Source organism: Ruegeria sp. CF2, assembly GCF_056537385.1.
On record NZ_JBQFRL010000003.1, the window covers coordinates 60,222 to 78,834 of the forward strand.

Consider the following 18,613-nt stretch of genomic DNA (forward strand, 5'->3'; position numbering starts at 1 on the left):
GCCGATCTTTCAAAATATGTGGCAAGATCGGTCCTAAACTATGGCAAAAAAATGTCCAAAAAACAAGGGCGCGGCCAAGTGCTGTCATCGATACCGCCCCACCTGCAGAACAGTCAGGGTGGAGTCCCCTCATTGCTGCCGATTTGCAAACAAACACCCGGACCCGGGCACAGGGCGCTCAGCCGCAGTTTCCGTCAGTTCGGATCGCGCCAGCGATTCACGATCGGATAGCGCCGGTCCAACCAGAAGGCCCGAGGTGTCAGGCGCGTGCCCGGCGCGGACTGGAAGCGTTTGTATTCGCTGATATAGATCAGATGCTCGACACGTCGGGCATCAGCCTCGTCGTACCCGGCTGCCACACAATCCGCGATCGAGCCATCCTGATCAACCAGGATGTCGAGAATACCGTCCAACACCGGGTAATCCGGCAGGCTGTCGCTGTCCTTCTGATCCTCGCGCAGCTCGGCACTGGGCGGTTTGTCGATGACCGAGGGGCGAATGACCTCGCCGGCGGGTCCTTTCATCCAGTCGCGGTGATTGGCATTGCGCCAGCGGCAGGTTTCGAACACCCGGGTCTTGTACAGATCCTTGATCGGATTGTAGCCGCCATTCATGTCGCCATAGATCGTGGCATATCCGACCGCCACTTCGGATTTGTTGCCGGTGGTCAGCAGCATCTCGCCAAACTTGTTGGACATTGCCATCAACAGCAGACCTCGCAGACGGGACTGGATGTTCTCCTCGGTAATATCAGCCTTAAGACCGTCAAACAGCGGCGCCAGTGTCTCGGTGACGGCGGCGCGGGACTGGCTGATCGGCACATAATCGTATCGCACACCCAGCGCTTTGGCGACGGCTTCGGCATCCTCCAGCGACTCGGCGCTGGTGTATTCCGACGGCAGCATCACACAACGCACATTGTCTGCTCCGAGAGCGTCAACCGCGATGGCGGCAACAAGCGCGGAATCAACCCCTCCGGACAGTCCCAGCAATGCTTTGGAAAACCCGGTCTTGCCCATATAGTCGCGCAGCGCCTGCACCATGGCGCGATAGTCCTGCTCCCACGCGTCAGGCTGCTCGGCGATTTCGGCGGGGACGATAGCCCATCCTTCATCATCGCGTCGCAGATCGATCTGCATCACCGCCTCGTCGAAGACTGGCATTCGAAAGGCCAGTTCGCCGCCGGGATTCAGGCCAAATGTCCCACCATCGAAAACCTGATCATCCTGCCCGCCCACCATGTTGAGGTAGATCACCGGCAGCCCGGTTTCGACCACACGGGCCACCATCTGGTTCAGGCGCACATCGTGCTTGTCGCGAAAATAGGGTGATCCGTTGGGGATCAGAAGAAACTCGGCGCCCGTCTCCTGCAGCGTCTCGGCAACATCCTCGTGCCAGCCATCCTCGCAGATCGGACTGCCGATGCGGGTGTTGCCCACCGCAAAGGGACCACCCAACGGCCCGGCGTCGAACAACCGAACCTCGTCGAACACAGTCTCGTTGGGCAAATGGTGTTTCAACACCTTGCTGACGATCCGCCCCCGGCTGAGGATCAGATAGGCGTTGTAGAGATTGCCACCTTCGACCCAAGGCCCACCGATGGCCATCGCCGGACCATCCGCGCAGGATTCCGCCAACTGCTGCACAGCCGCCATGGCAGCCTTGTGAAACGACGGCTTCAGAACCAGGTCCTGAGTGTTGTAACCGGTGACGAACATCTCTGGCAGAGCCACCAGATCGGCCCCCGCAGCGCGGCCCTGCTCCCATGCGGAACGGGCTTTTTTGACGTTGCCTGCAATGTCGCCCACCGTCGGGTTCAGCTGCGCCAGCGTGATGCGGAAATGGTCGGCCATCTTTGCCCTCTTGCCCTCGTCACCTGAAAAGGCATTTAGCAGATCAGGCCGCAAGTGAAAGGCCAATGCGGCAAAACCCGTTGCCCGACCTTCATCAGTGTCATAGTTTTGCACGAACCAATGCACCACGGGACAATCGGGCAGGCAGGGACTACCATGAACGCTTTTCGTACAACGATTGCCGTTGCCGCAATGGGCATCGCCATACAGACCGCGTCCGCGCAGCAGGGCCAGATCATCACCGCGGATGACGATGTGGGCGGGGTCTACGAAGGCACCTTTGAAAACGGGCTGCGTCACGGAACCGGCACCTATCGCCTACCCGACGGCTTTGAATACACCGGTGAGTGGGTCGAAGGAGAAATTCAGGGCAAGGGCGTGGCACGTTACGCCAATGGATCGGTCTACGAGGGCGATTTCGTCAAAGGTCGCCCGCACGGCAAGGGCAAGATCACCTTTGCCGACGGCGGCACCTACGAGGGCGACTGGACCGACGGTGCGATAAACGGAACCGGCATCGCGCAATACGCAAACGGAATGCGTTACGAAGGTGGCTTCAAGAACGCCCAGCATGACGGCAAAGGCGTCATGACCGACCCCGGCGGCTATGTCTATGATGGCGACTGGGTGGACGGCGTTCGCCAGGGCAAGGCCAAGATCACATATGCGGACGGCGCGGTTTACGAAGGCGATATCGTTGCCGGCCAGCGTCAGGGCAACGGATCGCTGACCTTGCCCGACGGCATGATCTATTCCGGCGAATGGACCGAGGACCGGATCACCGGAACCGGCGTACTGAAACAGGCCAACGGTGACGTTTACGAAGGCGCCTTGGTGGACGGGCGCCGGCAGGGCAAGGGAAAGGCGACCTACGCGAACGGCGATACCTACGAAGGCGATTTCGTCGACGACCGCCGACACGGCAAGGGTACGTTCACTGGCACCGACGGCTATGTCTACACCGGAGACTGGAAAAACGGTCAAATCGAAGGGTTGGGCGAACTGACCTATCCCGACGGCTCGGTCTATGTCGGTGACTTCAAGGCGGACCTCGCCGATGGCAAAGGCCGGATCACCTATCCCGACGGCTCGTCCTATGACGGCGACTGGGTTGCGGGGGTGATCGAAGGTCAGGGCACCGCGACCTACACGAACGGCACGATCTACAAAGGACAGTTCAAGAATGCCCGAACGCATGGCACCGGCGTTCTGACCCGGGCCGACGGCTCTCGCTACGATGGCGAATGGGTAGACGGCGTGCGTCAAGGCAAGGGCACCGCCACCTACGCGGATGGAACGGTCTACACGGGTGAGTTCCGGAACGGTCAGCGCCATGGCCAGGGCGAGGTCGTGATGGCGAATGGCTTCAAGTATTCCGGCCAGTGGACCGAGGGCAAAATTACCGGCGCAGGTGTCGCGACATATGCAAATGGCGATGTCTATGAAGGCAACTTCGTGAACGGCAAACGCCAGGGCTCTGGAACAATGCGCTATGCAAATGGCGAAGAGGAAAGCGGCACCTGGGAAAACGGCGCCCTGTCGGAAGCGGGCGCGGCGCAACCATCGGGCAACGAGCCGCAGGCGCCGGAGGCCGAACAGGACCCGGAAGTCACCCCATCGGACGGATAGCCCGCTACCAGGGAACCGGTTGGCCGGCCCAGTCGAAAAACTGGCCGGTGTGATCAGCCGTCAGACCATCCACAACCCGCAGAAGATTTTGGGCGGCGTCACTCGGCTCGACCGCGGGATGGCGGCCCAGGTATTTCTGCGTGAACGGGGTCTTGACCGTTCCGGGGTGCAGGGCGACGCAGATCGCATCTTTGTGGGTTCGGGCCAGTTCAATTGCGGCCGTGTGCACGATCTGGTTCGCCGCCGCTTTGGCCGCGCGATAGCTGACCCAGCCGCCCAGACGGTTGTCCCCGATCGAGCCCACGCGCGCCGACAGTACCGCAAACACCGCCCGGCCATTGCGCGGCAACAGGCGATGCGCATGCTTCAGCACCAGCGCCGGCCCAACTGCGTTCAGGGCGAACTGGTCCATCATGGCCTTGGCCGAGACCGCTCGAATGGTCTTTTCCGGTTCCGCCCCGTCGATCTCGAGCGCACCGGACGCGACCAGAACAAGGTCGAACGGCCCCTCGATCCGGCCCAGCATCTCGTCGGCCAGGTCCGGCTGCATCAGATCCAGCCCGTTTTCTGACCGCGACAGGCCGACCACATGGACCGACCGCGACAGCAGTTCATTGCAGACGGCCCGGCCGATCCCGCCACTTGCACCTATGACCAAAGCATTTCTCATCGCCCTCCAGCTAGCGGAGTTGCCCACGCAATCAATCCCCGTTTCCAATCCTTTCGCGAAATCGGGCGGCCGCGCATTTTCCTTCTTTTCATTCCCGGTTCGGGGTGTATAACCTCGAACCCATGATCAACCGCGCAGATATCCCTTTTGCTTTCGCCGCTTCCGCCGGCGCTGCTCTGCGTGGCCTACTGATCCTAATCCGCCTCTGAGCGTGCCATCCGGCGCGCCCGCTCAGAGGAGGACGCCTGCGCGCCAATGGCTTTAGGACAGACAAGAAAGTGACTCCCATGACCAACGTGACCGACCAAGACCGCGTCTTGATCTTTGACACCACTTTGCGCGACGGCGAACAAAGCCCCGGCGCCACCATGACCCATAACGAAAAGCTGGAAATCGCCGAGCTTCTGGACGACATGGGCGTCGACATCATCGAGGCCGGCTTTCCGATCGCCTCCGAGGGTGATTTCAAGGCGGTGTCGGAAATCGCGCAGCGATCCAAGAACGCCCGCATCTGCGGCCTGGCGCGCGCCAATTTCGCCGATATCGACCGCTGCTGGGAGGCGGTGAAACACGCCGAAAAGAACCGGATCCACACCTTCATCGGCACCTCGCCGCTGCACCGCGCCATTCCGAACCTGACGCAGGACGAGATGGCCGAAAAGATCCACGAGACCGTCAGCCACGCCCGCAATCTGTGCGAAGACGTGCAATGGTCGCCGATGGATGCGACCCGGACCGAATGGGACTATCTGTGCCGCGTGATCGAGATTGCCATCAAGGCCGGCGCGACCACGATCAACATTCCCGACACGGTGGGCTATACTGCCCCGATTGAAAGCGCGGACCTGATCAAACGCCTGATCGAAACCGTTCCGGGCGCGGGCGAAGTGGTTTTGGCCACCCATTGCCACAACGACCTTGGAATGGCGACTGCCAACTCTCTGGCCGCCGTTGCAGGCGGGGCCCGGCAGATCGAATGCACGATCAACGGCCTGGGCGAACGCGCGGGCAATACCGCGCTGGAAGAGGTCGTGATGGCCCTGCGCACCCGCAACGATATCATGCCGTGGAAGACGGGCATCGACACCACCAAGATCATGCACATCTCGCGTCGGGTGGCGACGGTTTCGGGCTTTCCGGTGCAGTTCAACAAGGCGATCGTCGGCAAGAACGCCTTCGCGCATGAAAGCGGCATCCATCAGGATGGCATGCTGAAGAACCGCGAGAATTTCGAGATCATGCGCCCCGAGGATATCGGCCTTTCGGGCACCTCGCTTCCGTTGGGCAAGCATTCCGGCCGGGCCGCGCTGCGCGACAAGCTGGAGACACTCGGCTACGAGATCGGGGACAACCAGCTCAAGGACATCTTCGTGCGGTTCAAGGATCTGGCCGACCGCAAGAAAGAGGTGTTCGACGACGACCTGATCGCGCTGATGAGTGCAGATGATGAGGCCAACGATCACCTGCAGCTGGTCTCGATGAAAGTCACCTGCGGCACAGGCGGTCAGGCCGAAGCGACGGTCGAACTGGAGGTGGACGGCAAGGATGTCATCGCCACCGAGCACGGCGACGGGCCGGTCGACGCCACCTTCAAGGCGATCCGTGCGATCTGCCCGAACAAGGCGCATCTGCAGCTCTACCAGGTGCATGCCGTGACCGAAGGCACCGACGCACAGGCCACGGTTTCTGTCCGCCTCGAGGAAGACGGCATGATCGCCACGGGCCAATCCGCGAATACGGATACCGTGGTAGCGTCGGCCAAGGCCTATATCAGCGCGCTGAACCGCTTGATCATGCGCCGCGAAAAGGCCGGCCCCGGCGCGGATGCGCGCGAGATCAGCTACAAGGATCTGACCTGATCTGAATTGGCAGGCAAGGCTCCCGCGCCCGCGGCAGCCCGGCTTCGCCGCGCAGCCTGACGGCTTTGGGCCCGGCACCGCGCCAAGGCGCGGTGCCGGGCCCAACACGTTTTGCGGCATGTTTGATGCTGTCAAACGGGGCGGGAGGCCTTCGCCCCCTGAAGCGCCGTCAGATCTTTGCGAACAGGTCGGAAAGACGCGCCGCTTCGTCTTCGATCCCGAAGGGTGCGTTGACCACGAACATGCCCGAACCGATCATCCGGTGACCCTCCCGCGCAGGCGGAAACCGAACTTCGTGCACGAACGTCTTGGGAAGATCCAAGCCCTTCAGTGCCGACACCATCGGAACTTGGCGATCGTCCGTCAGGATCGGGTACCACAGGGCAATGAGACCCACGTTCCACTTGCGGTGCAACTTGGCGATCAACCCCGGCAGGCGGCCATAGTCCGCCTTTACCTCGTAGCTGGGGTCAATCAGCATCATCCCGCGCCGAGGCGTGGGCGGCAGAACCGACTGAGCCAGCTCGAACCCGTCCTGTCTGTAGGTCTTGGCACCGCGCCCGGTCAGCGCATTTTTCAACGCTGCGTATTCCTGCGGATGAAGCTCGGCGAAATGCAGACTATCCTGCGGACGCAGCAGGCTTGCCGTAATCATCGGCGAGCCCGGGTAGGCCGTTTCGCCAAACTGCGCCTGCACCGAGCGCAACGCGCATACCAGCGGGTGATCGTCGGAAAACCACCCGTTGCTCAGCGCGCGCCCGATCCCTGCCGCCGCCTCTCCGGTCTGTACGGCCTCGGCCGCATCGAGGTGGTACAGACCACGCCCCGAATGGGTCTCGAGATAGCTGATCGGCTTGTCCTTGCGGGTCATGTAGTCCAGCATCCATGCCAACAAAGCGTGCTTTTGCACGTCCGCCAGATTTCCCGCGTGGTAAATGTGTTGATATGAGAGCATGTTGCCTTCTAAAGTCCCTGTCAAAGAGGCGGAAAGGTGCTGACTTACGCGGAATCAGGCCTTTAACCGGGCGTCATGGCACCCTATAAGTCATCCGTCCCGGAACCGTCGAGTCGCGGGCAGTAGAAAACATCTGACAGACAGGATCAGGGGAATATGGGGATCTTTGACAGTTTGGGCGGCCTGTTCACAGCGGATATGGCCATCGACCTCGGGACGGCCAACACGCTGGTCTACGTCAAGGGGCGTGGCGTGATCCTGTCTGAACCCTCGGTTGTCGCCTACCATGTCAAGGACGGCGTCAAGAAGGTTCTGGCCGTGGGCGAAGACGCCAAGCTGATGCTGGGCCGCACCCCCGGCTCGATCGAGGCCATCCGCCCCATGCGCGAAGGGGTGATCGCCGATTTCGACACCGCGGAGGAAATGATCAAGCATTTCATCCGCAAGGTGCACAAGCGGTCGACCTTCTCGAAGCCCAAGATCATCGTCTGCGTTCCCCATGGGGCAACGCCGGTTGAAAAACGCGCGATCCGTCAGTCGGTTCTGTCAGCAGGCGCGCGGCGCGCGGGTCTGATCGCCGAGCCGATCGCCGCCGCCATCGGAGCCGGGATGCCGATCACCGATCCCACCGGCAACATGGTCGTGGATATCGGCGGCGGCACCACCGAAGTGGCTGTCCTGTCGCTGGGCGACATCGTGTATGCGCGCTCGGTTCGCGTTGGTGGCGACCGGATGGATGAGGCGATCATCTCGTACCTGCGCCGTCAGCAGAACCTGCTGGTGGGCGAATCCACCGCCGAGCGGATCAAGACCACCATCGGCACCGCCCGCATGCCCGATGACGGGCGCGGGCAGTCGATGCACATCCGGGGACGCGACCTTCTGAACGGTGTTCCCAAAGAAATCGAGATCAGCCAGGCCCAGGTGGCCGAGGCTCTGTCGGAACCCGTCCAGCAGATCTGCGAAGCGGTGATGACCGCGCTGGAAACCACCCCGCCGGATCTGGCCGCGGACATCGTGGACCGTGGCGTGATGCTGACCGGTGGCGGCGCGCTGCTGGGTGATCTGGACCTGGCCCTGCGCGAACAGACCGGATTGGCCGTGTCGATTGCCGACGAAAGCCTGAATTGTGTGGCTTTGGGCACCGGCAAGGCACTGGAATACGAAAAACAGCTGCGCCACGCGATTGACTACGAAAGCTAAGGCGCGCACCCTCTGATCTGAGGGTTCAAGATCGGGCACGAGCAGCACGGGAAGGAGTCCTGTGGCAAAAGACCGAGCACAGCGCGACGACTACACCACCCCCTTGCGCCGCTTGTTCATGGGGATCCTTGTTCTGTGTCTGCTGGGCATATTCCTGATTTGGCGCATCGACAGCCCGCGGGTCGAAAGGTTCCGGGCCCAAGTGGTGGATGCCGTTGTGCCCTCGATGGAATGGGCGATGGTTCCGGTCACGGCCGCGATTAACCTCGTACGGGATTTCCAAAGCTACCAAAGGCTGAGCGAGCAGAACCAGGAACTGCGCAGTGAACTGCGCCGCATGCGCGCCTGGAAAGAGGCGGCCCTGCAGCTGGAGCAGGAAAACGCGCGGCTTCTGGACCTGAACAACGTTCGACTGGATCCGCGTCTGACTTATATTACCGGGGTCGTCATGGCCGACAGCGGCTCGCCATTTCGGCAATCTGTCTTGCTGAACGTCGGCGAGCGTGACGGGATCGTCGACGGCTGGGCCGCAATGGACGGCATCGGGCTGGTGGGCCGGATTTCTGGCGTTGGCCCGGATACCGCGCGGGTCATCCTGTTGACCGACGCCTCGAGCGCGATTCCCGCCACGATCCAGCCCTCGGGCCAGACCGCGCTGATTACCGGTGACAATACCCCTGCCCCAGCCGTCGAGTTTCTTGAAAGCCGTGAACTGGTGCGACCCGGCGACCGTGTGGTGACCTCAGGCGACGGCGGCGTATTTCCTGCGGGCCTTCTGATCGGCCAGATCGCCGCCGATCCAGGGGGGCGTCTGCGCGTCCGACTGTCCGCGGATTTCGAGCGTTTGGAATTCCTGCGCGTCCTGCGCTACCACTCGGCCGCCCCGATCCGAGACCCGGGCGGCATCGTCGGACCTCCGCGCCCCGAGGCTCTTCTCCCGACCGAGGAGGCCGCCGATGGATAGCGCCGCGTCACGTCTATGGCTGATGCGGGGCCTGTACCTGTTCCTCGCTCTGACGGTGATGTTCTTTCACCTGTTGCCTCTGAACACGCAACCGGGTCGTCTGCCCTTTCCTGACTTCCTGATCTGCCTGACCTTTGCATGGGTCCTCAGGCGGCCGGAATATGTACCGACACTCAGCATCGCGGCGGTCATGCTGATGGCCGACCTGCTGCTGCAACGGCCGCCGGGACTGCAGGCGGCATCCGTCGTCATCGGTTCTGCCTATCTGCGATCGGCAGGCCCCGGAATGCGCGACGTTGGATTCGTGGGCGAGTGGACGACGGTGGGCGTCGTCATCGCGGCGATCTTTACCTTCAATCGGACGGTTCTGGCCCTGCTGTCCGTCAGTCAGGCCAGCATTGGCCCGGTATTTGTCCAAGTGGTCTTCACGGTCCTCGCCTACCCGCTTGTCGTTGCATTCAGCCAAACCATATTTGGCGTCCGCAGGCCATCTGCGGTAGATGTTGCCACTGTGGGAACACGCTCATGAAACGCACACCCAAAACACAAGGTGCCGCATACAAAAGGCTGACCCGGCGCGCGCTGGTGCTGGGTGGCATGCAATTCGCATTCGTCGGCGGTCTGGCGGCCCGCATGCGTTACATGCAGGTCGATCAGGCCGACCAATATCGCCTGTTGGCCGAAGAAAACCGCATCAACATCCGGCTCATTCCGCCGACCCGAGGGCGCATTTATGACCGCAATGGTCAGATCATCGGGCAGAATGCGCCGTCCTACCGCATCGTGATCGTGCGCGAGGATGCGGGCGACGTCGACAAGGTCATTGCCAAACTGTCACAACTGATTCCGCTGAACGAAGACGAGATCGAGCGGGCCAAAGCCGAGATGAAACGTACAGCGCCGTTTCTGCCGGTTACGCTGGCCGACCAGGTCACCTGGGAAGATATCTCGAAGGTGGCGATCAATGCCCCCGCCCTTCCCGGCGTCACGCCCGAAGTCGGACTGACCCGCCAATATCCCCGCTACGAGGATTTCGCCCATGTGGTCGGGTATGTCGGACCTGTCAGCGACTATGACCTGAGCAAGATGGAAGACCCCGAGCCGGTTCTGATGATCCCGCGCTTTCAGATCGGCAAGGTCGGGCTTGAGGCCAAGAAGGAAGACCTGCTGCGCGGCAAGGCGGGCGCCAAGCGCGTCGAGGTCAACGCGACCGGCCGGGTGATGCGGGAACTTGACCGCCGCGAGGGCCAGCCCGGCGCCGACCTGCAATTGACCATCGACGCCGACCTGCAGGAATACGCACAGGCCCGGCTGGCCGGAGAAAGCGCCGCCGTGGTCGTGATCGACTGTGAGACGGGCGATCTGCGGGCCATCAGCTCGACCCCCAGCTTCGACCCCAATCTGTTCGTGCGAGGGATATCGGTCGCGGATTACCAGGCTCTGACCCAGGACAACCACCGCCCGCTGGCTAACAAGACGGTTCAGGGCACCTACCCGCCCGGTTCGACCTTCAAGATGATCACCGCGCTGGCCGCGCTCGAGGCCGGCGTCGTCGGTCCGGGCAACACCGTCTATTGTCCCGGCTACCTGAAGGTGGGCAGCCGTCGATTCCACTGCTGGAAGCGCGGCGGACACGGGATGGTCGATCTGGAGACCTCGTTGAAGCGCAGTTGCGACGTCTACTATTACGACGTCGCCCTGCGGGTCGGGATCGACAAGATTTCGGACATGGCGCGCAAATTCGGCCTCGGCATCAAACACGACCTGCCGATGTCCGCCGTGGCGGCTGGCCTTGCGCCGAACCAGGAATGGAAACAGACCACCCACGGACAGGACTGGCTGGTCGGCGACACGGCAAATGCCTCGATTGGGCAGGGCTTCATGTTGGCCTCGCCGATGCAACTGGCCGTCATGACTGCACGCATCGCGACCGGCCGATCGGTGACACCGCGTCTGATCCGCAGTGTCGACGGGGTCGAACAGCCTACGGGCGCGGGCGAGCCGCTGGACGTCAATCCGGCCAACTTGGAACAGGTGCGCAACGCGATGTACAAGGTCTCGAACGACCGTCGCGGCACCGCTTATCGCAGCCGGATCATCGCAGACGAATTCCGCATGGCCGGCAAGACGGGCACCAGCCAGGTGCGCAACATCACCAAGGCCGAACGGGCCGCCGGGGTCATCCGCAACGAAGACCTGCCCTGGGAACGGCGGGACCACGCGCTGTATGTCAGCTTTGCCCCTTACGACAATCCGAAATATGCGGTGGCCGTCGTGGTCGAACATGGCGGCGGCGGTTCGAAGGCTGCAGCCCCCGTGGCCCGGGACGTGATGCTGCAGGCTCTGTACAACGGCACCCCGCCGCTGGAAGCATATCCCGTGGCCGACCGCGACCGCATCAAGGAACAGCAGAAACGTCTGGAAGGCGATCGCCGCCCGAAAGCGCGCCCTGACGAAAAGGACCGCGCATGAGCTATCTTGAATATGCGGTCAAGACCACGCCGACGGGGATCCGCAAGGTTCTGTACATGAACTGGCCGCTGACGCTTTTGCTGATCAGCGTCGCAAGTGCCGGTTTTCTGATGCTGTATTCTGTGGCCGGCGGCTCGTGGTCGCCGTGGGCGGAACCACAGATGGAACGGTTTGGCCTGGGCCTGACGGTCATGTTCATCGTCGCATTGGTTCCGATCTGGTTCTGGCGCAACATGTCCGTCGTCGCCTATCTTGTTTCTTTGGGGCTTCTGCTGTTCGTCGAACTGTTCGGCACCATCGGCATGGGCGCGCAACGCTGGATCGACCTGGGGTTCATGCGCCTGCAGCCCTCCGAACTGGCAAAGGTGACTTTGGTCATGTTGCTGGCGGCCTACTACGATTGGCTTCCCTCCTACAAAACCTCGCGCCCGCTTTGGGTCTTGATCCCGGTTGTCCTGATCCTGATCCCGACCTTCATGGTGCTGCGCCAGCCCGATCTGGGAACCGCAATCCTGCTGTTGGCGGCCGGAGGAGGCCTGATGTTTCTGGCGGGCGTGCATTGGGCCTATTTCGCAGCGGTCATCGCGGCGGGTGTCGGCTTGGTTTCAACGGTGTTCAAAAGCCGTGGCACCGATTGGCAGTTGCTCAAGGACTATCAGTTCCGGCGCATCGACACATTCCTTGACCCCTCGACCGATCCGTTGGGCGCGGGGTATCACATCACCCAGTCCAAGATTGCCCTGGGCTCCGGCGGCTGGAACGGTCGAGGCTTCATGCAAGGCACCCAGTCGCGCCTGAACTTCCTGCCCGAAAAGCACACCGACTTCATCTTCACGACACTGGCCGAAGAGTTCGGTTTTGTCGGGGGCACAACCTTGTTGCTGCTTTACGGACTGATCCTGATCTTCTGCCTCGTCACGGCGCTGTCGACCAAGGACAGGTACTCGTCATTGGTGACACTGGGCATTTCGCTGAACTTCTTTCTGTTCTTCGCCGTCAACATGTCGATGGTCATGGGGCTGGCGCCGGTGGTCGGTGTTCCGTTGCCGATGGTCAGCTATGGGGGCTCGGCCATGTTGGTTCTGATGGCTGCCTTCGGCATCGTGCAGAGCGCGCATATTCACCGTCCTCGTTGATCCGAAAGGCCGACCATGTCCGTGAACGTCCTGTTTTCCGCCCGCCCGGCACTTTGGCCGGTTTACGAGCCCTTGCTGAACACCGGGCTGGCCGATGCGGGGATCAAAGCCACTATCGCCACCGACCTGCCGCCCGATCAGGTGGATTACATCGTCTATGCACCCAATGGCGGGCTGCTTAATTTCACGTCCTACACGCGCGCAAAGGCCGTGCTCAGCCTATGGGCCGGTGTCGAGAAGATAGCCTCGAACGACACGCTGACCGTGCCGTTGGCCCGGATGGTCGATCACGGTCTTACCCAGGGCATGACCGAATGGGTCGTTGGACACGTTCTGCGCTACCATCTGGGCATGGATCGACACATCGCGGTCCAGGATGGGGTTTGGGCCTCGGATCCGCCTCCGCTCGCCACACAGCGATCGGTCTGCGTTTTGGGGCTTGGCGCCCTGGGTCAGGCTGCGGCACAGGCGCTGGCGGCGCTAAACTTCAACGTGACAGGGTGGAGCCGTTCGGCCAAGGACGTGTCTGGTGTCACGTGCCTGCACGGACCGGACGGGCTGCGCGTGGCCTTGAGCCAGGCTGAGTTACTCGTCCTGCTGCTGCCTGAAACGGCAGCCACGGAGAACACCCTGAACGCGGACACTCTGGCACTTCTGCCAAAAGGTGCGCGCATTCTGAACCCCGGCCGAGGCCCGCTGATTGACGACGAAGCGCTGCTGCAGGCGCTGAACACCGGCCAAGTGGGGCATGCCACGCTGGATGTGTTCCGCACCGAGCCGCTGCCCCACGATCATCCGTACTGGGCGCATCCAAATGTGACCGTCACGCCGCATATCGCGTCGGAAACCCGGCCCGAAACGGCCGCGCAGGTGATCTGCGAAAACATCCAACGCAGCGAATCCGGACGGCCGCTGCTGCATCTCGTCGACCGCTCACTCGGGTACTAGGGCCATCGGGGGCTGCCGCCCCCGTCTTGCCGAGCGCTATTCGACCGCTACGCGTCCACCAGTCCCCGACCTTTCAGCAGGGCTTCGACACCCGGCAACCGGCCCCGGAACGCCAGATACAGATCTTCGGCCTCCTTCGAGCCTCCTTTGGACAGAATGTTGTCCTCCAGAGCCTGCGCCCGCTCGGGATCAAACGCGCCTCCTGCCTCTTCGAAGGCAGCAAATGCGTCGGCATCCATCACTTCGGACCACATGTAGCTGTAGTAACCCGAGCTGTAACCATCACCCGCAAATACATGAGCGAAATGCGGCGTCGCGTGGCGCATACCGATGGCATGCGGCATCCCGATCTCGGCCAGAACTTCAGCCTGCTTCGCCATGGGGTCCGCCGGGGCCGGACCGTCGTGGAAGGCCAAGTCGACCAGCGCCGAGGCGACGTATTCGACCGTCTGAAAACCCTGATCAAAATTGGCGGCACCCAGAACTTTGTCCAGCAGTTGCGGTGGCATCGGAGCGCCGGTTTCGGCATGAGTTGCGAACTCGGCCAGAACCTCCGGTACTTCCAGCCAATGCTCATACAGTTGGCTGGGCAATTCCACGAAATCCCGCGCAACGCTGGTCCCCGAGATACTGTCATAGGTCACATCCGACAGCATCTGGTGCAGCGCGTGCCCGAATTCATGAAACAGGGTCCGTGCGTCGTCATATGACAGCAGGGCCGGATCGCCCTTGGCGAAGTTGCAAACATTGATGACGATTGGCGTCTGGACCTTGGGAAACTTGGCCTGCGCCCGCATCGCGCTGCACCACGCACCCGACCGTTTCGAGCCACGCGCAAAATAGTCTCCGATGAATACGGCAACATGTTCGCCACGCCGGGTCACCTCCCAAGCTCGGCAATCCGGATGGTACAGCGGCACGTCCAACGGCGCGAACTCCAACCCGAACAAGCGGTTGGCGCAGGTAAAGGCAGCCTCGATCATGCGCTCCAGCTGCAGGTAGGGTTTGAGTTCTGCCTCATCCAGATCATGCTCGGCCTTGCGCCGTTTTGCGGCATAGTACCGCCAGTCCCAGGGTTCGAGCGGACCGTTGACGCCATCCTCCTGCATCATCCGCGTCAGGATCTCCGCGTCGGCCTCGGCCCGGGCCTTGGCGGGTGCCCAGACCTGCATCAGCAAGTCGCGCACCCGTTCGGGGGTTCGGGCCATCTCGGTCTCGAGCTTGAAGGCCGCAAAGCAGTCATAACCCAGCAGTTTGGCCCGTTCCTCGCGAAGCTGAAGGATTTCGGCGGCAATCGCGCGGTTGTCGGTCTCGCCTCCGTTTGCCCCGCGTGACGCCCAGGCGCGGTAAGCCTTTTCGCGCAAGTCGCGACGTGGCGAGAACTGCAGGAACGGCACGATCAGAGACCGCGACAGCGTGACAACCGGCCCCTTGGCCCCTTTTTCCCGACCGGCCGCGTATGCCGCATCGACAACGAAACCCGGCAGTCCCGCCAGGTCATCTTCGGTCAGTTCCATGAACCAGCCACGCTCGTCCGCCAGCAGGTTTTGCGTGAACGCGGTGCCCAATGACGCCAGACGCGCCTTGATCTCCTGCATCCGGGCATCTTCCGCCCCGTGCAGCGCCGCACCCGAGCGGACGAACCCGCGATGGGTAAGCATCAAAACCCGATCCTGTTCCTCGGTCAGCTCCAGCGTATCTCGTTTCGTCCAAAGGTCATCCACACGCTGGAACAGCGCCTTGTTCGAGGAAATCGCGGCGAAATGGGCTGCAAGCTTGGGCGAAAACTCCCGTTGCAACGCTTCGCGCTCCGGGTTGCTGTCTGCGCCAGCGACCGTGAAGAAAACCGACAGAACCTTGTTCAAGGCCTCGCCCGCCGCTTCCAGCGCTTCGATCGTGTTGGCAAAACTCGCGGGCTGGGTATTCGTCGCGATGGTGTCGATCTCGTCGGCATGGGCCTGCAGAGCAGCTTCCAGTGCCGGGGCAAAATCGTCATCCGAGATTTCGGCAAAGGGCGCGATTTCGAACGGGGTCGTCCAGTCGGACAGGATCGGATTGGTCATTGGGGTCTCCTTTAAGCGTCAAGCTAGGAATGCCGGGCAAGATCGTCCAGTGGCCGCGATCAAACGGGTTGCCCACAAACAGGGCAATCGTCCCGCCGGGTCAGGGTGATCTTGCGGCTTTCGCCATAAAGCGCGTCATAGATCAGCATCTCGCCACGCAAGGTCTGACCTGCACCCGTGACTACCTTGACCGCCTCAACCGCCATCATCGCCCCCACCACGCCTGGCAGTGGCCCGACCACCCCAGCCTCGGCACAGGAGGGCGCCAGACCCGGAGCAGGCGCTTCGGGAAAAATGCATTGGTAGCAGGGCGCGTTCCTGGCGGGGTCAAACACGCTCAGTTGGCCTTCCCATTGCGACAGCGCGCCTGAGATAAGGGGCTTGCCCAAAGCCACCGCGGTGCGGTTGGCCAGATACCGGGTTTCGAAATTGTCGGTACCGTCGAGGATCAGGTCATAATCCGCGAACAGGTCGGCCGCGATGTCGTCCGTCAGGCGGCGGTGATAGGGGCGAACGATGACATTGGGGTTCTGCGCCTCCATTGCTTGCTGCGCAGAAAAGACTTTGGGCATACCGATGTCTGCATCCCGATGGATGACCTGCCGCTGCAGATTGGCATTCTCGACGACATCATCGTCAATGACGCCAATCGTGCCCACGCCGGCGGCTGCAAGGTACTGCAGCGCCGGTGCGCCCAATCCACCTGCCCCGATCACCAATACACGAGCGGTCTTCATCCGTTTTTGCCCGGGTCCACCAAGCTCGCGCAGGACGATGTGACGGGCATAGCGCTCCAGTTCGGCTTCGCTGAACTGGTCAGATGGGCTGTTCGGACGAACATCCGACGATGGATTGGCCCGGCGCCTCAGGGCTTTCACCACAGCGCCATAACCCATGGCCAGCAAAACGAAACCACCCAGGATCAGCCACATCGCGGCCGAGCCGCCTGTGGCCTCGCGCAGTGGGTTCCCGTCGGGCAAAACCAGATGAGACAGAACCACCCCTGCCAGCAAAACCAGAACCGACACCCAACGGGCAGTACGCGAGGCACCAGCGAGGTAGCCAAGCCCCCACAGCCCCGCTGCCAGTGCCAGTACCAGAACCATCAGGCGCGCCCCGTGGATCCGAACCCACCGGAACTCCGCTGCGATTCCTGCAGGCTGTCCGCCATCTCGAACCGCGCCTGGATCACCGGGGCTACGACCAACTGCGCAATTCTGTCGCCATGTCCGATTTCAAAGGCTTCCTGACCCGCATTCAGCACGATCACCCCCAAGGGACCGCGATAGTCGCTGTCGATCGTGCCCGGTGCGTTCGGCAGCGTGATCCCGTGTTTCAACGCAAGTCCCGAGCGCGGACGCACCTGGATCTCATATCCATCCGGAATCTCTACCCGCAGGCCGGTCGGAACCAAGGCGCGCTCACCGGGTTGAAGGGTGATCGATCCTCGATCAGGCAGGTTGGCCCGCACATCCGCGCCGGCTGCCCCGGCCGTTTCATAGGACGGCAATGCAATGGCCGGATCGGCCCCGTCTTCTCGGATCACCCGGATTGCCACCATCAGCGCATCCCAACCTTCATCTTCTGTCAAACAACCGCATCACAGCGCCAGCGCGGCCGCGATCTTTTCCGCCAGCCGTACGGCCACTGCGTCCTTGCCCATGCGCGGCCACTCCTCGGCACCCGCATCCGATATCAGCACGACCGCATTTTCGGCCCCACCCATGATGCCGGTCACCGGACTGACATCATTGGCCAGAATCCAATCGCACCCTTTGCGCGCCCGCTTGGCGGTTGCGTGGGCGATCACATCATCCGTCTCGGCGGCGAAACCCACGACCAAGCTAGGTCGGCCGGTCTCCAGATGCGAAATCCGTTTGAGGATGTCCGGGTTTTCGGCAAATTGCAGTGCAGGCATTCCGTCGCGGCTTTTCTTCAACTTGCGGTCTGATGCCCCGTCTACCCGCCAATCGGCCACGGCTGCGGCAAACACGCCCGCATCCACCGGCAGAGCCGCGTCCACCGCATCCGACATTTGTTGCGCAGTCTCAACCTGCACAACCTGGACGCCCTGGGGTGGTGGCACATCCGCGGGGCCGGTTACGAAAACGACTTCGGCCCCCAGGGCCGCCAAAGCGTTGGCAATCGCCGTCCCCTGCGCCCCCGAGGATCGGTTTGCGATGTACCGAACCGGATCAATCGGCTCATGCGTCGGCCCCGACGTCACGAGAATCCGCTTACCCTTCAGTGGGCCATCCGACAAGGCAGACTCGACCGCCGCCACGATTTCGAGAGGTTCTGACATGCGGCCGGGGCCGAACTCGCCACAAGCCATGTCACCGTCATTGGGTCCGACAAACCGGACGCCGTCCGCGATCAACTGCTTGTGGTTCCGGCGAGTTGCCGGATGGTTCCACATCCGCACGTTCATCGCCGGCGCACATAAAACAGGGGTATCCGTGGCCATCAACAGGGTCGATGCCAGATCATTGGCCAGACCCCCGGCCATCTTTCCCATCAAATCCGCAGTCGCCGGGGCCACGACGATCAGATCAGCCGAACGTGACAGCTGGATATGTCCCATCTCGGCCTCGTCCGTCAGGTCGAACAGATCACGATAAGCTTTTTCACCGGCAAGTGCAGACACGGATAAGGGGGTCACGAATTCCTCGGCGGCGCGGGTCAGGACCGGGGTCACCGCCGCCCCGCGCTCCTTCAACCTTCGGATCAGATCCAGCGATTTGTAGGCCGCGATCCCACCGCCAAGGATCAGGAGGATCCGTTTGGATGCCAGCATGTTCAGCCCTTCCCGGTCGTGCTCGGCCTCGACACTATGCAACCCATGCCCCGAGTTCCAGCGC

At 62.1% G+C, this 18,613-nt stretch carries 15 protein-coding genes; 8 read left to right on the forward strand and 7 right to left on the reverse strand.

Going from position 1 to position 18,613, the window contains the following annotated elements:
* Window positions 1–194: 194 nt before the first annotated feature.
* A complete protein-coding gene (locus ACR0IR_RS14005) occupies window positions 195–1,853 on the reverse strand; it encodes an NAD+ synthase (RefSeq protein WP_170365314.1) in 1,659 nt (552 codons plus the stop codon).
* A 156-nt stretch (window positions 1,854–2,009) separates the two neighbouring features.
* Between ACR0IR_RS14005 and ACR0IR_RS14010 the strand changes: the two genes are divergently transcribed.
* Window positions 2,010–3,482 (forward strand): MORN repeat-containing protein, encoded by a 1,473-nt coding sequence (locus ACR0IR_RS14010; RefSeq protein WP_170365316.1) that lies wholly within the window; start codon window positions 2,010–2,012, stop codon window positions 3,480–3,482.
* A 4-nt stretch (window positions 3,483–3,486) separates the two neighbouring features.
* Here the strand turns inward: ACR0IR_RS14010 and ACR0IR_RS14015 are convergent, their stop codons facing one another.
* A complete protein-coding gene (locus ACR0IR_RS14015) occupies window positions 3,487–4,152 on the reverse strand; it encodes an SDR family NAD(P)-dependent oxidoreductase (protein ID WP_170365318.1) in 666 nt (221 codons plus the stop codon).
* Window positions 4,153–4,439: 287 nt separating this feature from the next.
* On the opposite strand from ACR0IR_RS14015, the gene ACR0IR_RS14020 reads away from it, so the two are divergent.
* Complete coding sequence (locus ACR0IR_RS14020) at window positions 4,440–6,011, forward strand: 2-isopropylmalate synthase (RefSeq protein ID WP_170365320.1); 1,572 nt, start codon at window positions 4,440–4,442, stop codon at window positions 6,009–6,011.
* Window positions 6,012–6,180: 169 nt separating this feature from the next.
* On the opposite strand, the gene ACR0IR_RS14025 is transcribed toward ACR0IR_RS14020, so the two are convergent.
* A complete protein-coding gene (locus ACR0IR_RS14025) occupies window positions 6,181–6,966 on the reverse strand; it encodes a 23S rRNA (adenine(2030)-N(6))-methyltransferase RlmJ (protein ID WP_170365322.1) in 786 nt (261 codons plus the stop codon).
* Window positions 6,967–7,122: 156 nt separating this feature from the next.
* Here ACR0IR_RS14025 and ACR0IR_RS14030 point away from each other — a divergent pair, with 156 nt between their 5' ends.
* From ACR0IR_RS14030 to ACR0IR_RS14055, 6 genes are all read left to right on the forward strand, one after another.
* Window positions 7,123–8,169 (forward strand): rod shape-determining protein, encoded by a 1,047-nt coding sequence (locus tag ACR0IR_RS14030; RefSeq protein ID WP_093963423.1) that lies wholly within the window; start codon window positions 7,123–7,125, stop codon window positions 8,167–8,169.
* A 61-nt stretch (window positions 8,170–8,230) separates the two neighbouring features.
* Window positions 8,231–9,133: a rod shape-determining protein MreC gene (gene mreC, locus ACR0IR_RS14035; RefSeq protein WP_170365324.1), complete on the forward strand. Its 903-nt coding sequence runs from the start codon at window positions 8,231–8,233 to the stop codon at window positions 9,131–9,133.
* Window positions 9,126–9,662 (forward strand): rod shape-determining protein MreD, encoded by a 537-nt coding sequence (locus ACR0IR_RS14040; protein ID WP_480779129.1) that lies wholly within the window; start codon window positions 9,126–9,128, stop codon window positions 9,660–9,662. The genes mreC and ACR0IR_RS14040 overlap by 8 nt, the downstream gene beginning before the upstream one ends.
* Entirely contained in the window at window positions 9,659–11,605 is a 1,947-nt protein-coding gene (gene mrdA, locus ACR0IR_RS14045; RefSeq protein ID WP_170360207.1) for a penicillin-binding protein 2, read from the forward strand. The genes ACR0IR_RS14040 and mrdA overlap by 4 nt, the downstream gene beginning before the upstream one ends.
* Window positions 11,602–12,741 (forward strand): rod shape-determining protein RodA, encoded by a 1,140-nt coding sequence (gene rodA / locus ACR0IR_RS14050; RefSeq protein ID WP_170343283.1) that lies wholly within the window; start codon window positions 11,602–11,604, stop codon window positions 12,739–12,741. Before mrdA ends, rodA begins: the two co-directional genes overlap by 4 nt.
* A gap of 15 nt (window positions 12,742–12,756) precedes the next feature.
* Entirely contained in the window at window positions 12,757–13,689 is a 933-nt protein-coding gene (locus ACR0IR_RS14055; protein ID WP_170365328.1) for a 2-hydroxyacid dehydrogenase, read from the forward strand.
* Between the two features lie 47 nt (window positions 13,690–13,736).
* On the opposite strand, the gene ACR0IR_RS14060 is transcribed toward ACR0IR_RS14055, so the two are convergent.
* From ACR0IR_RS14060 to coaBC, 4 genes are read right to left on the reverse strand one after another with little or no spacing between them, the layout of a single operon-like run.
* Window positions 13,737–15,752, reverse strand: a complete 2,016-nt coding sequence (locus ACR0IR_RS14060) for a M3 family metallopeptidase (RefSeq protein WP_170365330.1) — start codon at window positions 15,750–15,752, stop codon at window positions 13,737–13,739.
* A gap of 59 nt (window positions 15,753–15,811) precedes the next feature.
* Window positions 15,812–16,858 (reverse strand): HesA/MoeB/ThiF family protein, encoded by a 1,047-nt coding sequence (locus ACR0IR_RS14065; RefSeq protein ID WP_170365332.1) that lies wholly within the window; start codon window positions 16,856–16,858, stop codon window positions 15,812–15,814.
* Window positions 16,858–17,313 (reverse strand): dUTP diphosphatase, encoded by a 456-nt coding sequence (gene dut / locus ACR0IR_RS14070; protein ID WP_170365713.1) that lies wholly within the window; start codon window positions 17,311–17,313, stop codon window positions 16,858–16,860. The genes ACR0IR_RS14065 and dut overlap by 1 nt, the downstream gene beginning before the upstream one ends.
* A gap of 39 nt (window positions 17,314–17,352) precedes the next feature.
* On the reverse strand, window positions 17,353–18,549 hold the full coding sequence (gene coaBC, locus ACR0IR_RS14075; RefSeq protein ID WP_170342599.1) for a bifunctional phosphopantothenoylcysteine decarboxylase/phosphopantothenate--cysteine ligase CoaBC: 1,197 nt from the start codon (window positions 18,547–18,549) through the stop codon (window positions 17,353–17,355).
* Window positions 18,550–18,613: the final 64 nt, after the last annotated feature.